This is a genomic window from Virgisporangium aurantiacum (assembly GCF_016863635.1).
Lineage (GTDB): Bacteria > Actinomycetota > Actinomycetes > Mycobacteriales > Micromonosporaceae > Virgisporangium > Virgisporangium aurantiacum.
In genome coordinates this window covers 1-13785 of sequence record NZ_BOPG01000025.1, presented here as the reverse complement: position 1 = coordinate 13785, position 13785 = coordinate 1, and the positions used below count along the sequence as shown (strand labels likewise).

The 13785-nt window shown below is 73.1% G+C and carries 12 protein-coding genes; 5 read left to right on the top strand and 7 right to left on the bottom strand.

All coding sequences use genetic code 11. The features are described 5' to 3' along the window. The first annotated feature begins 14 nt into the window (after positions 1-14). From Vau01_RS20405 to Vau01_RS20395, 3 genes are read left to right on the top strand one after another with little or no spacing between them, the layout of a single operon-like run. On the top strand, positions 15-1364 hold the full coding sequence (locus Vau01_RS20405) for a KamA family radical SAM protein (RefSeq protein WP_239151724.1): 1350 nt from the start codon (positions 15-17) through the stop codon (positions 1362-1364). A 37-nt stretch (positions 1365-1401) separates the two neighbouring features. Then, complete coding sequence (locus Vau01_RS20400) at positions 1402-1734, top strand: PadR family transcriptional regulator (RefSeq protein WP_203995247.1); 333 nt, start codon at positions 1402-1404, stop codon at positions 1732-1734. An 11-nt stretch (positions 1735-1745) separates the two neighbouring features. Continuing rightward, on the top strand, positions 1746-2606 hold the full coding sequence (locus Vau01_RS20395) for a hypothetical protein (protein ID WP_203995244.1): 861 nt from the start codon (positions 1746-1748) through the stop codon (positions 2604-2606). Here the strand turns inward: Vau01_RS20395 and Vau01_RS20390 are convergent. From Vau01_RS20390 to Vau01_RS20380, 3 genes are all read right to left on the bottom strand, one after another. Further along, on the bottom strand, positions 2573-4606 hold the full coding sequence (locus Vau01_RS20390; protein WP_203995241.1) for a methyl-accepting chemotaxis protein: 2034 nt from the start codon (positions 4604-4606) through the stop codon (positions 2573-2575). The two genes, Vau01_RS20395 and Vau01_RS20390, sit on opposite strands and share 34 nt — an antisense overlap. Positions 4607-4691: 85 nt before the next feature. After that, positions 4692-5918, bottom strand: a complete 1227-nt coding sequence (locus Vau01_RS20385; protein WP_203995236.1) for a DUF11 domain-containing protein — start codon at positions 5916-5918, stop codon at positions 4692-4694. Further along, entirely contained in the window at positions 5911-6474 is a 564-nt protein-coding gene (locus tag Vau01_RS20380; protein ID WP_203995234.1) for an RNA polymerase sigma factor, read from the bottom strand. Before Vau01_RS20380 ends, Vau01_RS20385 begins: the two co-directional genes overlap by 8 nt. Positions 6475-6581: 107 nt before the next feature. Here Vau01_RS20380 and Vau01_RS20375 point away from each other — a divergent pair, with 107 nt between their 5' ends. Both Vau01_RS20375 and Vau01_RS20370 read left to right on the top strand, forming a co-directional pair. Next, positions 6582-7556, top strand: coding sequence for a S66 peptidase family protein (locus Vau01_RS20375; RefSeq protein WP_203995233.1), 975 nt, complete (start codon positions 6582-6584; stop codon positions 7554-7556). A gap of 12 nt (positions 7557-7568) precedes the next feature. Then, complete coding sequence (locus tag Vau01_RS20370; RefSeq protein WP_203995231.1) at positions 7569-8285, top strand: AAA family ATPase; 717 nt, start codon at positions 7569-7571, stop codon at positions 8283-8285. Here the strand turns inward: Vau01_RS20370 and Vau01_RS20365 are convergent. From Vau01_RS20365 to Vau01_RS20350, 4 genes are all read right to left on the bottom strand, one after another. Next, complete coding sequence (locus Vau01_RS20365; RefSeq protein WP_203995230.1) at positions 8282-8662, bottom strand: hypothetical protein; 381 nt, start codon at positions 8660-8662, stop codon at positions 8282-8284. The two genes, Vau01_RS20370 and Vau01_RS20365, sit on opposite strands and share 4 nt — an antisense overlap. Beyond that, positions 8659-8937 carry a hypothetical protein gene (locus tag Vau01_RS20360; protein WP_203995226.1) on the bottom strand — a complete coding sequence of 93 codons (279 nt, stop codon included), beginning with the start codon at positions 8935-8937 and terminating at the stop codon, positions 8659-8661. Before Vau01_RS20360 ends, Vau01_RS20365 begins: the two co-directional genes overlap by 4 nt. A 63-nt stretch (positions 8938-9000) precedes the next feature. After that, positions 9001-9963: a hypothetical protein gene (locus tag Vau01_RS20355; protein WP_203995223.1), complete on the bottom strand. Its 963-nt coding sequence runs from the start codon at positions 9961-9963 to the stop codon at positions 9001-9003. Continuing rightward, a partial coding sequence (locus Vau01_RS20350) for a hypothetical protein (protein ID WP_203995220.1) occupies positions 9960-13785 on the bottom strand: 3826 nt, incomplete at its 5' end. The genes Vau01_RS20355 and Vau01_RS20350, both read right to left, overlap by 4 nt.

Here is a 13785-nt window from a genome sequence, read left to right as displayed (position 1 = left end):
ACAGAGGAGGGTCCGTGACCGAGCTTTTGTCCGAACAACCGTACGCTTACCGGCGCCAGGAGCTGGTCGAGCCCGACTGGACCCGGCTGCCCGGGTGGCGCGACGTCACCCGGGAGCAGTGGGAGTCGGCGCAATGGCAGCGGGTCAACTGCGTCAAGAACGTGCGGCAGTTGCGCGCGGTGCTCGGTGACCTGGTCGACGAACGCTTCTACGCCGACCTCGTCGACGACCAGCAGCGGCTGGCGACGATGTCGATGCTGCTGCCGCCGCAGATGGTGAACACGATGGTGCCGTTCGAACGCTTCGACACCGAGGCGTTCTACGCCGACCCGATCCGCCGGTACATGCTGCCGGTGGCCTCCGACCGCCACCCGGTGTGGCCGTCGCACCCGTACGCCTCCCGCGACTCGCTGCACGAGCACGACATGTGGGTGGCCGAGGGCCTCACGCACCGCTACCCGACGAAGGTGCTCGCCGAACTGCTGTCGACCTGCCCGCAGTACTGCGGCCACTGCACCCGGATGGACCTGGTCGGCAACTCGACGCCGGCGGTCGACAAGCTGAAGCTGACGATGAAGCCGGTCGACCGGTACGACGCGATGATCGCCTACCTGAAGGCGCAGCCCGGCGTCCGCGACGTGGTGGTGTCCGGCGGCGACGTGGCGAACGTGCCGTGGCGCAACCTCGAGTCGTTCCTGATGCGGCTGCTCGACATCACGACGATCCGCGACATCCGGCTGGCCACCAAGGCCCTGGCCGGGCTGCCGCAGCACTGGCTGCAGCCCGACGTGGTCGAGGGGCTGGAGCGGGTCGCCCGCACGGCCGCGCGGCGCGGGGTGAACCTGGCCATCCACACGCACGTCAACCACGTCCAGTCGCTGACGCCGCTGGTCGCCCGCGCCGCACAGACCGCACTCGAAGTGGGTGTCCGGGACGTGCGGAACCAGGGCGTCCTGATGCGCGGGGTCAACGCGACATCTTCTGATCTGTTGGATCTGTGCTTCGCGCTGCAGGGCGAGGCCGGCATCCTGCCGTACTACTTCTACATGTGCGACATGATCCCCAACGCCGAGCACTGGCGGGTGGCGGTGTGGCAGGCGCAGCAGCTGCAGCACGACATCATGGGCTACCTGCCCGGCTACGCCACCCCGCGGATCGTGTGCGACGTGCCGTTCGTCGGCAAGCGCTGGGTGCACATGGTCACCGAGTACGACCGGGAGCGCGGCATCTCCTACTGGACGAAGAACTACCGCACCTCGATCGAGGGCGACGACCTCGACCGGAAGTACCCCTTCCACGACCCGATCGACACGCTGCCGGAGGCGGGCCAGCGCTGGTGGAGCGAGGAGATGGCTTCAGTCTGACTCGCTATATATTCCGCGACGCGATATATTGGACGGCATGGAGCTGAGCGAACAGTCGTTCCTGATCCTGTCGGCGCTGGCCGATCAGCCTCGCCACGGGTACGCGTTGATCACGGAGGTGTCGGCGATGACCGGCGGACGGATCACCCTACGGGCCGGAACCCTCTACGGCGCCCTCGACCGGCTCGCCGGCCAGGGCCACGTGCGGGCCGACCGGGAGGAGATCGAGAACGGCCGGCTGCGCCGGTACTACGCGCTCACCGACTCCGGCGCCGAGGCGTTGCGGGTGCAGGCCGAACGGATGGAGTCGGCGACGCGCGTCGCCCGGGAACGGCTGGCCCTGCGGCCCCGGTTCGGCGGTGCGGGATGACGCGGTGCGGGATGACGTTGCTGGAGAAGCGCTGCCGTCGCGTCGTCGCGCTGCTGCCCCGGGCCGAGCGCGACGCGCGCGGCGAGGAGGTGCTCGGGGTCCTGATGGATCTCAGCGCGGGCCGCACCCGGCCCCCGCTCGCCGAGGTGGTGGCGGTGGCGGGGTTGTCGCTGCGGCTGCGCTTCGCCACGCGCGCGAACCGGTTCGTCGTCAGTGCCCCGGTTCTGGTGGCGTCCCTGCTCATGGCGGTGGCGCCGTGGCCGGTCGGTCCGGTCATCCGGCTCCTGCCGAGCCCTCCGCCAGGGATCGGCGGGGTCCTCGGGTTCGTCGCGATCATCGGCCTGTGGCTCGCCGCCGGCACGGTGTGGCTGTTCGGCCTGCGGCGGACGGCTGCCGTCCTGTGGCTGGCCCTGGCGGGCGCGACGGCCGTCGAGACCGTCCGCACCGAGCACGTGGTGATCTGGTACCTCTCCACGTTCACCCTGCCGGTGGCGCTGGCCGCCGCGGCCCTCGTCGTCGCCGTGCGCCGGGGCGTTCCGCCGCCGGAGCCCCGGCGGGCGTGGCTGCTCCTCATGCTGGGCACCGCCGCCGCCTGGGTGGCCACCCTCGCGCTGCCGCAGTCGGTGCTCGTGTCTCCGGTGACGATGGCGGTGGCGACGACGGTCGCGGTGCTGGCCGGCATCGTGGCGGTCACCGGTCGCACCCGGGCGTCCGGGATCTTGCCGGCTGCGGTGGTCGCCGTGGTGACCCTGGCCGGCTGGGCGCCGGCGTGGGTGGGCGTGGTCGTCCTCACCTTCGTCGCCGGCACGCTGATCAGCCGCCGGACCGCACCGGTGGATCAGTCGACGCCGTCGACGAGCCTGGCCACGTAGCGGTCGATCCGGGCGGCGACGTCGGCCGGCGGGTCGAGGAACTGCAGGCCCGCCTCCGTCCAGTCGCCGGCCCGGCCGACGTGCATGACCTGGCAGTGCAGCCGCACCCGCACCTCCGGCCGGCCGTCCTCCAGCGCCAGTTCCACCTCGACGGGACTGCCGGCGGTGAGCGCGATCGACGTCCGGCAGCGCAACCCGCCGCCGCTGAGGTCGACCAGCGTCGCCGGGTGCGGCTCGGGCCGGCCCTCGACCCGCAGCGTCACCGTCGCCGCGGCGCCGATCCGTTCGGCCTCCCGCCGCTCCAGCTGGGCGGCGAGCGCCGACAGGCCGCGGATCCGGTCGACGGTGCCGGTCAGCTGCTCGTCGAGGCGGCCGACGACGCCGCGCTGGTCGGCGGCGACCTCGCGGAGCGCGGCGGTGGTCCCGCCGATCTCGCCGATGCTCGCCACCATCGCCGCGATCGCCTGGGCCATCGCGGCCGCGTCGCGTTCCAGCGACCCGATCGTCGCGGTGATCTGCTCGGTCGACTGGGCGGCGTTCGTCGCCAGGTCCTTGACCTCGTTCGCGACCACGGCGAAGCCCTTGCCGGTCTCCCCGGCGCGGGCCGCCTCGATCGTCGCGTTCAACGCCAGGAGCCGGGTCTGCCCGGCGATCCCGGCGATGACCTCGGCGGTGCCGGCGACCCGGCGCAGGCTCGCCTCCAACGCCGCGATCACCGGTTCGGCCGCCTGGGCCTGCTCGACGATCACACCGGCGGCGTCGTTGGTGGCGGTGACCCGGTCGTCGATCGTGGCGGCCGCGGTGCGCACCTCGTCGACCTGCTCGGTGACGTGCGCCAACTCGTCGGCGATGGTGCCGGTGGAGTCGTCGATGAGCCGCTGGGCGCGTTCGCGCAGCCGCCGCTCGGCCTGCCGCTGGTGCTGGAACTGGGCCCGCATCTGCTCCTCCCGCACCTGGCGGGCGTCGCTGATCTCCTGGTCCTGGTCGGCGAGGCGGTCGCGGGCGGTGGCGAGGGCGCCGCCGATGTCGCCGAGTTCGTCGCGGCCGTGCGGCAGCCGTCCGGCGGAGAAGTCGCCGCCGGCGAGCGCCTTCACCCGGCCGAGGACGAGGGCGACGTCGGTGCGGGTGCGCCACCACACCGCCAGCGCGAACCAGAACGCCAGCACGGCGGTCGAGCCGGTGAGGGTCAGCACCAGCGCGCGGTCGTCGGTGAACGCGTCCTCCCGGGTGACGAGGAGATCGCCGAGGACCGCGGCGGCCGGCGCGACCGCGGCCCGGACCGCGTCGGCGAGCGGCGCCACGTCGACGTCCTTCGGGGCGTTCAGGGTGGCGGAGATGGTGGCGGCGACGGCGTCGGCCGCGTCGGCGGCGCCGACGACGGGTTTCAGCCGGTCGGCGAGATCACCCATCGCCGTGTTCGCCTGCGCAGTGTCGACGTCGGAGCGCAGCGAGCCGGCGGCCGAGGCGATCCCGGCGGCGTCGACGGCCCGGTCGGCGACCGATCCACCGGTTCCCCGGTCGCGCGCCGCCGCGGCCGCGACGAGCAGCTTCGGCAGCTGCACCACCTGCAGGTCCATCACGTAGAACGAGTCGAGGTCCGGGTCGAGGATCAGTTTCGACGTGTTCCCGGCCTCGACGACCAGGGCGGCGAGGGCCGCCTCGGTCGGTTCCGCCTGCACCGTCGCGAACGCGTCGTCGAGTGCGAGGTCCGGATACTGCTGGACGGACGCGCGCAGCTCGCCGAGGTCGGGTTTCCGCCCGGCGGCGGTGTCGGCCATCGCGAGCAGCGCCGCCCGCACGACGACGATGCCGTCGATCTCCGAGTTCGCGAACGCGACCTGGCCGTTGATCAGCCCGATGTAGGCGTAGGCGGCGCCGGCGCCGGGGACCAGCAGCACCAGGATGAGCACGCCGAGGCGGGCACCGATCCGCAGCCGGTCGACGACCAGCAGCACCGGCCGGAGCAATCGGGGCGGGCGTGACTCCGCGGCACCACTCATCCCCGCACTCCCCCCGGCTCGTTCCCGTACGGTCCCCGGCGTCCCGATCGGCCGGGTTGCGGCGGTTCTGAGCGGAACGGGGCGATCAGGTGATCCGGATGTCGGCCTTGTTGTTGTCCTGTTTGACGTCGGGGTAGCTCTCCCCCACGGTGGCCTTGTTGAGGACGTGCACGGTGGTGCCCGATCTGCCGGCCTGCTGTCCGGTCATCGTGACGGTGAAACTGAACGTCGCCGAGGCACCGGACGCCAGCTTGTCGAAGAGGCAGTCGAAGTACGTCGTCGGGCCCGACTCGGTCGCGCAGGTGCCCTGGTTGCTCTTGAGCTTCACGTCGACCGGGAAGTTGAACAGCAGCTCCACCCGGTTGGCGGCGTGCGGCCCGCGGTTGGTCACCGTCACCGACATCGAGCCGACATAGGTGACGCCGTCGGTCGACACCCCGTGCAGCGGCGTCGCGGAGAGCGTCAGGTCGGTCGTCTTCGGGTTGACCGGGAACGTCGTCGGCCCGCCGGTCTGGTGGAACTTCTGCCCGTCCCAGCCGTAGACGCGCCACTGGTGCTGAGGCAGGTCGGCCGGGGTGCCGCAGCACGGGCTGACGTCGCCGACGTCGACGCGGACGGCGCCCGGACCGCCGGGCTCGATCTTCCAGACCAACTGGACGTCGTTGCCCTCGCCATGGGTGACGACCACCTTCGCGCGGGTGGTGATCTTCCCACCGGCGTCGCGGGAGAACGCCAGGACCTGGGTGAACACGGCCTGGAGCGCGCAGTCGACCCGGATGATCGTCTCGTTGCGGCCGTCGGCGTCGAGGTCGGTGTACACCGGGTCGCCGGCGAGCTGGACCTGGACGGCCGACATGCCGCTCTTGATGTTCTTCCCGTCGGTGAACTTCAGCGCACCGGACTGGCAGCCCTCGTTGATGGACCCCGGCCACGACGGCACCGTCAGCGTCGAGTTGCGCAGCTGGCTCATCGGGATTCCCGGGTCGACGACGTCGGGCGAGCCGGACGCCGACGGGCCGGCGCTCGCCGACGCCGGTGCCGACTCCGACGTGCTCACCGACGGCGTGGGGTCGGCGACGTCGGGCGTGCCGTCGGGCCGGTTCTGGGCCCACGCGAGCCCGATCGCCGGTCCGACGATCAACGCGACGGCGAGGGCGGCGCCGGCGATGGTCCGGTTGCGGCGGCGGCGGCGGACCGTGGCGACGGCCGCGGCCGCGCCGGCGGGCCGGATGTAGCCGGCGACCTCCTGGCGGACGTCGGCGAACACGGCGTTCATCAGGTCGTCGTTCTGCATGTCGTCGAGTTCAGGCACCGGTCGCCTCCTTCCCGTCGGCGCCGATATGGGCGGCCAGCGCGGCCCGCCCCCGGTGCAGCCACGATTTGACCGTGCCGACCGCCACACCTTCCTGATCGGCGATCTCGGCGACGCTGAGGTCGGCAAGGTAGTGAAGCACGACCGCGCGTCGCTGGTTCTCCGGCAGCAGCGCGATCGCGGCGATCGCCGTCACCCGGTCGGGGCTCGGCCCGACCACGTGCTCGACCCGCTGCTTGCGCAGGTAGGCGGCGGCGGTCTTGAGCCGCCGCCACCGGCTGTTGGCCAGGTTGAACGCGACCCGCCGCACCCACGCGGCCGGGTCGTCGTAGCCCTGCAGCTTCGACCAGCGGGCGAACGCCCGGCAGAACGCCTCCTGCACCAGTTCGTGCGCCTGGTCGAGGTCGCCGGTGTAGGCGTAGAGCTGGGTCGCGACGCCCTGGAACGACGCCGCGTAGAACTCCTCGAACCCGAGCCGGGTGGCGGTTTTCTCGCGGACCGCCGTCGGTGCGGCGGGGAACGGATCACCCACCCCGTCGCCCGTCAGGTTACCCATGAGCACGACCACCCACCTCGACCGCCCTTCCCCACCCGGTTGCACGCACTACACCCGTGAGGTCCCCCATTGGTTTCAGCCGATTCCCGACAGTATTAGATCAACTCATGGGCTCATCGACGGGGGTTGTGCGGCCGGCGGTTCTGCCGGCGGTTCTGCGGGAGGGCGACCGGGTGCGGGTGGTGGCACCCGGCGGACCGCCGACGCCGGCGCGGCTGGACCGTGGCGTCCGTCTCCTGCGCGGCTGGGGTCTGGCGGTCGAGGTGGCGCCGCACGTCCACGACCGGTGGGGCTACCTCGCCGGCCGCGACGCCGACCGGCTCGCCGACCTCAACGCGGCGCTGCGCGACCCCGGGGTGCGCGGCGTCTTCGCCGCCCGCGGCGGGTACGGCTGCCAACGCATCGTCGACGGGGTCGACACCGACGCGGCCCGCCGCGATCCGAAGGTGGTCGTCGGGTTCTCCGACATCACGTCGCTGCACGGCAAGCTGTGGCGCGACGCGCGCCTGGCCACGTTCTACGGGCCGGGCGTCGCCTGGAACGACGTCCGCACCGGGCCGGAGTCGGCGGAGTCGTTGCGCGCCGCCGTCATGACCACCGCGCCGGTCGTGGTGCACCGCGACCCGCGGGAGCCGAGCGCGGCCGTGTCGTTCGGCACCCGGGCCACCGGCCCGCTGCTCGGCGGCGCCCTGACGATGCTCGGCACCAGCGTCGGCGCCGGCGACCTCCCCGACTTCGCCGGGGCGATCCTGTTCATCGAGGACGTCGACGAGCCCCCCTACAGCTACGACCGCATGCTGACCCACCTGCGCCGGGTCGGCGCCCTGGCACACCTCGCCGGGGTGGCGGTCGGGCAGCTGGTCGGCGCCGGCCCGCCCGGCGCCGACCAGCCCGGCGCCGGCTCGCCCGGTGAGCTGGACGCGCCGGCGGTGCTCCGCGACCGCCTCGGCGACCTGGGGGTGCCGGTGCTCGGCGGGCTGCGGCTCGGTCACGGCACCGGCCAGTTGACGGTGCCGCTGGGCGTTCCGGCGACGATCGACGTCGCGGCCGGGACGCTGACGGTGGAGCCCGGCGTCCGCTGATAACTTCACGGCGTGACGTTCCTGCGGTGGGTGGAGTTCGACGCCGACCTGCCGACCGACGGGTATCCGTTCACGCTGCCGGTGGTCGCGGCGCTGCGGGCCGCCGGCCGGCTGCGACTCGACCCGAGGGTGACGTTCCTGACCGGTGACAACGGCACCGGCAAGTCGACCCTGATCGAGGCGATCGCCGTCGCGGCCGGGTTCAACCCGGAGGGCGGGTCGGTGAACTTCCGGTTCGCCACCCGGTCGACGGAGTCGCCGCTCGGCCGGTACCTGCGGCTGGTCCGGTCGCCGGGGAAGCCGCAGACCGGGTACTTCCTGCGGGCCGAGTCGTTCTACAACGTCGCCAGCGAGATCGACCGGCTCGGCGTCGGCCGCGGCTACGGCGGGCGGAGCCTGCACGAACGCTCCCACGGCGAGTCGTTCCTCGACCTGGCCACGCACCGGTTCGGCCCGCACGGCCTGTACGTGCTCGACGAGCCCGAGGCGGCCCTGTCGGTGCCGGGCTGCCTGGCGCTGATCGCCCGCATCCACGACCTGGTGGCGGCCGGGTCCCAGTTCGTGATCGCCACCCACTCACCGGTGCTGCTCGCCGTACCGGGCGCGCTGATCCTGCGGCTGTCCGACGACGGCGTCATCAGCGAGGTCGACTTCGACGACGCCGAACCGGTCGCGCTGACCCGCTCGTTCCTCGCGGATCCACAGCGCTTCCTGCGTCACCTCTTCTAACCGACCTCGATGATCATTTCCTTGTCGACGAGGCCCGCGAACGCGGCGGGCTCCGCGGTGACCAGGACGGCCGACCTGTCGGTCGCGACCACCGCCGCATGCGCCGTGGCGAGGTCGCACCTGCGGGCGACGAGGCCGACACCCTCGCTCCCGTCGGCGTCGAGCGGCGCGACGACCGATCGCGCGCCCCGGACGAGCATGCGCAACACGCCCCGGTCGTCGGGACCGGTACGCGCGAACGCCTGCGCCAACGCGGCCGCGGGAAGGGCGACGAACTGCGCCTCCTCGTCGACGAGCACGATGAGTTCCCCGACCGAGACGCTCCCGGCGGCGAACGCCGCCATCGCCGACGAGTCGAGCACGAGCGCGATGGTCACTGCTCACCACGCATGACGCCGTCGAGGTGGTCGCGCGCCGCCTGCCACCGGTCCGGCGTCATCGCGGCGCGGCGTTCGGCGAGGACACGACGCCAGCGGTCGACACCGTCCTTCGTCACGTGGATGCCGACGCCGGCCAGGTTCGCGTGGAGTTGCTCGGTCGCGATCTGGCGGCGGACCGCCTCGGTGACGTACGCCGACACATTCTCGATGTCCCCCGCCGCAAGGCGCTCGGCGACGTCGTCGGGAATGCTGATCGCGATCTTCTTGGTCATACCGGAACGGTACACCGGTATGACCGGTGCGGTCGAGAGAAGAGTTGCCCCGCCCGTCGGCGGTCAGTGCTCGTGGATGTCGAGGACGGAGGGTGGCAGCACGTCCGGTGCCACCGGCAGCTCGCCGCGGCTGAGTTGGTGCACCACGCTGTCGAGCACGGCGAAGGCCTCGCCGTAGCCGGGCAGGCCGGACACCCCGTGCCAGGGCAGCAGCACCCGGCCAGCCAGCTCACCCGACACGGACAGGCTGCGCAGCGACGACCCGGCCGGCACCGGGAGCCGGGGCGCGGCCGGGTAGCCGGCCTCGCGCAGCGCCGTGGTCAGCCGGGCCAGCATCGCCGGGTCGACCACGCCGGTCCAGGTCCGGTGCCGGCCGACATGGTCGTTGTCGAGCCGCGCCACGCCGAGGGAGTCGAGCGTGAGCACGGTACGGCCGAAGGGGTCGCCGGGGTCCTGGTCGTTGCCGGAGCCGTACTCGATCCGGTCGAAACCGGTACCCGTGCCGTCGCCGGCGAGCGGTGTGAAGACCGCGCCGGCGGTGACCTCGGCCGGAAGCAGCACACTCGTGCCGGGGATCCGCGGATCCTCCAGATGGGTACCGACGACCGCGGCGTTGCCGCTGGCGGTGCGCAGCCGGATGCCGTTCATGGCGTGGAAGTGCGGGTGATCCGGGTCGCCGGGCCGGCCGACCAGGTCGACGCCGGCGATCGGCTCGCGGAGCAGGAACCCGAGCGGCCCGTCCGGCGGCAGCACCGGCGTCCGCGGCCGATGTTCGGGCCGGTCGGCCATCTCTGCCACCCTCGCCGGCCCGTCGAGATCGAACAGCAGCAGGTTGCTGCGCCCCTCGTCGACGTCGAGCAGCCAGCCGGTGTCGTCGTCGGCCACCATGAGCAGCGGCCCCCAGGTCAGCCGGGGCTCCTCGTCGTCGGGGATCGCGCCGAGCCGGTCCACCGCACGCAGCCGCCGGCCCACGAACCGGGCGGCGGCGCGCCGGTTGCGTGGCAGGTAGTCGTGGATGTCGCTCACCGCCGCCCCCTGCTCCGCACGATCTCGCCCACGTCGGCGATCATCCGGTTCATCCGGTTCTCGAAGCCGCGCATGTCCCGCTTCACCTCCCGCGAAGGCGTGCCAGGGGTGCGGAAGTCGTCGATGCGGGCGGGGTCGATGAGGACGACCGACCCGTCCTCCGTGGAGATCATGAACTGCACGTCGTGGATGTTGATCTGTTGCTCCATACAGGTGTCGCGGATCCGGATCAGATCCTGCACGGTCTGTTCGTTGATGGGGGCGCGCAGCTCAGCGAGTCGCTGCTGGCTGATCGGCTTGTCTTTGAACTTGCCCTGCTGCAACGCCTGCTTGCTGAAACTACCGGCGACCCGGTCCATGAGGATGCCCTGCCGCTTGACGCCGCCCGCGTCGGTCCACTCGATCAGGTCCCGGAACGCCGTGGGCAGCCCGGCCTCGGCGAGGGTACGCAGGTTCGCCGCCTCGCTGGCCAGTTGGCTGTTCGGCCGCCCGCCGCCCGCCTGGGCAATCTTGATCAGGAGGTCCGGGTGGCCGGGAACCTCGTGCACGCTGCCGAACCCGCCGGAGTCGATCGCGCCGCCGAGGGTCGTCTTCTCCAGGCTCGCGATCACCGCGGAGTCGGCCACCGGCACGGGCGCCGCCGGTTGGGCGGTCGTCTCCGGCTGCGGTTGTGCCTCCAGGTCGGTCGGCTCCGGTGCGCGGGCCGGTACGTTCCCCGCCGGTACCGTCCCCGCCGGTGCGGGCCCGGCCCCGCCGGCCGCCGTGATGTCGTCCGCGATCTGGCGCACGTGCCGCTCATGCAGCCGGGTGTTCGGGTCGACGACGACATTGCCGGCGGCGTCACGGGTCCAGAAGTTGCCCATCAGGCTGCTGTCGGTGTGCACCCCGGGTGCGCCGGCGCTGCCACGGTTGACCGTGCCCGGATCGACGTACTCGTCGAGCAGGCCCAGCTGGTGGCCCAACTCGTGGGCGTGCACGGTGGGATCGCTGTCCACGAACCAGTGGCTCTGGTCGGCGCGGCCGCGGCCGCCGTTGACCTCGACCCGCAGGTGGGCGTCGGCCGGGTCGGTGACGAACTCCACCGACACGTGCAGCCGGTCGCCGTTGGGCAGCGACTGCCCGCTGTTGTAGTGGCGGTCCACGCCGGCGATCGTGTCGGCGCGGACCTGGGCGAGGTCGGCCGGGGTGACACCGGCCTGGCCGTCCAGGTGCACCTTGATGGTGACCTCGGTCAACCCCTGGTTCGGCCCGTAGTCGAAACGGCGGGCCTCGAAGCCACCCTCGATGCCGTACCCCCACGGCGTACCGTCCGGGTTGACCACGGGCGCACCGGTCAGCGGATCGATCATCTGATCGGTCCGGCTGGTCCGCACGTTCGTCACGTTCGCGGCCTCGGCCTGCTGGTTGGTGTAGAACTCGCGCAGCTCCGCCATTGCCTGCGTGTACTCCGGGCCGCGGTCCACACCGGTCACCCGGTCGACCTGCTCCACCAGCGGCGGCGGCTCGTCCAGCGCGGCCACCCGGCTTTCCGCCTCGGCCCGGACGGTGGCCGGGTCGGCGGACCCGGGTGGACCGGCTGCCGCATCGGTGTCGGGCCCCGGCGACACCGTCCCGGGCTCGGTCTCCGGCCCGGTCGGCGCCGGGCCGTCCTGGGTGGTCGGCGCCGGGCCTTCGGATGCCGGGCCCTCCGATGCGGTGGCGGGCGCGGGACCGTCGGGTGTCGTGTCCGCGTGTGCCTGCATCCTGGTCGCCGACGCCGCGGCCTCGGCCGGAGTGACGTTGAACGCATGCCCACTGTCCACCATGGACGCGCGTGCGTTCGACGTGACGTTGTCGATGAACCGCCCGCCCGGCCCGTAGCTCATCGCCATCGACAGGCCGATGTTGACCAGCAGGCCCTCGTGCCACGGCCGGCCGGCGACCACGTTGTTCACCACGCCCAGGGTCGCGCCGGTGACGACGTTGGCGGCCTTGCCGATGGCTACCGCGCTCGCCTGGGTGAGAACCTGACGCTCCACCGCACCACCGAGGGCACCGGCCACCCCGCCGCCGAGCGCGCCACCGATGGCGCCGAACGCGGCACCCACGAGCATCTGCTTGCCGATATCGCCCCAGTCGGTGTCGCGCCCGTGCACGGCGTTGTCGGTGAGCGTGGTCGCCGCCGCTGACAGCGCACCGGCGAGCGCGCCGGCCACGATGAGCGCGCCGATCCCCGTGCCGAGTAGCGCGACGACCGCGATGGTGACCACCAGCCCGACCACGACGCCGGCGATCGTGCCCCACGGGATGGACCGGACGGCGTTCTCCAGCCAGCTGCGCTGGGTCGCCTCCTCGGCCTCCGTCATCGCCTGGGTCATCCGGCTGTCCAGTGTGGACATCGGCTGGCCGGCCCGGTCGGTCGTCTCGCCGGCCTTCGTGGTGAGGGTCTGCCGGAAGTCGCCCAGTGCCTGGCCGAACCGGGCATCGAGGTCGGCGACGAGTTGATCGAGGCTCGCGAGGTTGCCGGCGACCGTGCCGTCGCCGGAACTGATCGTGGTGTCGACGAGCCCGGCCAGTGCGGAGAGCAGCCCGTCGGTCTCGCCCGCCGCGGCGGCCCGCCCGTGCTCGGCGGTGTCCGTCGCCTGCTGCCGGCCCTGTTCGGCGCTGGACTGCACCACATCGAGCGCCTGGTTCGCCGTCTGGCTGAACGCCTGCGCGATCTCGGCCAGCGCGACGCGGGCCTGCTGTTCGGCGTCGCCGTAGCCCTGCCTCACGTGCGCGCTCAGCTCGCCCGCGAGCTTCGCGGCGGCCGCCCGGCGGATGCGGCGGTTCGCCACGCCCGCCAGCACGCCGTCGATCAGCGCGGCGGACGCCACGGCGGCCTGGTCGTGCTGCGCCTGCGCGGCCGCCACCGCCTGCGTGCCGGACTCGTACACGGTCAGCTTCGCGGCATCGGCCTGCTCGCGGATCGCCCCGGTGACGGTGGCCCGCAGCGTGGCGAGCTGCGCCGCGAGGTCCGTACCGAGGAGGGCGAGCGAGGCGCTGCCCGCGGTGACCGCCTGGCTGAGCTGGCTGCCGGCACCCTCGGCCGTCTGGCTCAGCACGGCGGTGACGGTGGGCAGCTGCTCGCGGATCCGTCCGACGATCTGGTCGGCCTGCGCGACGAGCTGGGTGCGCGTCTCCGGGCCGAGTCCGCGCAGTTGGCCGACCGTGTCGCCGAGCGAGTCGGCGACCGTGGTCGCGGTGTCGCCGGCGACCTCGCGCGCCGCGGCGGCGCGGGCCTGCGCCGCCTCGGCGTCGGCTCCGCCGGGTGACGCGGCCCGCGCCGCACCGGCCGCGCGCGCCTGCCCCGACAGGCCGGTGACGCGTGAACCGGTGTCGGTGGCCGCCGCGTCCGCCGCCGAGACCGCCTCGTCGCCCCGGGCCGAACCGGTCGCCTGAACCCGCCCCGAGCCGGTGGCGAAGCCTTCCGCGAGGCTCTGCTGCGCCTGCGCCGACCACGTGGCGAGCCGCTGCTGTTCGCTCTGGTGGGCCGCGACGAGCCGGGACTGCGCGGCGACGACGGCGGCGAAGAGCTGCGCGCCCGCGCCGGTGAACGCCACGTCGACGGACGCGATGAGGGTGGCCGCTCCTTGGTCGATGCCGGCCTGCTGCGACTCGACGGTGGCCGCCACGGCCGTGAGCTGCTCGTCGACGGCCGCGGCGAGCGCCGCCTGCCCCTCGGTGCCGGCGGCCGCGATCGCGGCGACGACCTCGTCGGCACCGGGGCCGGCCGTCGTCGGCACGGCGACGACCGGTGCGGCCGCCGGACGCAGGCCCACCACCCGGACCGGTGCGGGTGCC

Coding starts and splice junctions, on each gene's coding strand:
- Vau01_RS20380 (WP_203995234.1), bottom strand. CDS start 6,474: ATGGGTAACCTGACGGGCGACGGGGTGGGTGATCCGTTCCCCGCCGCA.
- Vau01_RS20375 (WP_203995233.1), top strand. CDS start 6,582: ATGGGCTCATCGACGGGGGTTGTGCGGCCGGCGGTTCTGCCGGCGGTT.
- Vau01_RS20360 (WP_203995226.1), bottom strand. CDS start 8,937: ATGACCAAGAAGATCGCGATCAGCATTCCCGACGACGTCGCCGAGCGC.
- Vau01_RS20390 (WP_203995241.1), bottom strand. CDS start 4,606: ATGAGTGGTGCCGCGGAGTCACGCCCGCCCCGATTGCTCCGGCCGGTG.
- Vau01_RS20400 (WP_203995247.1), top strand. CDS start 1,402: ATGGAGCTGAGCGAACAGTCGTTCCTGATCCTGTCGGCGCTGGCCGAT.
- Vau01_RS20395 (WP_203995244.1), top strand. CDS start 1,746: ATGACGTTGCTGGAGAAGCGCTGCCGTCGCGTCGTCGCGCTGCTGCCC.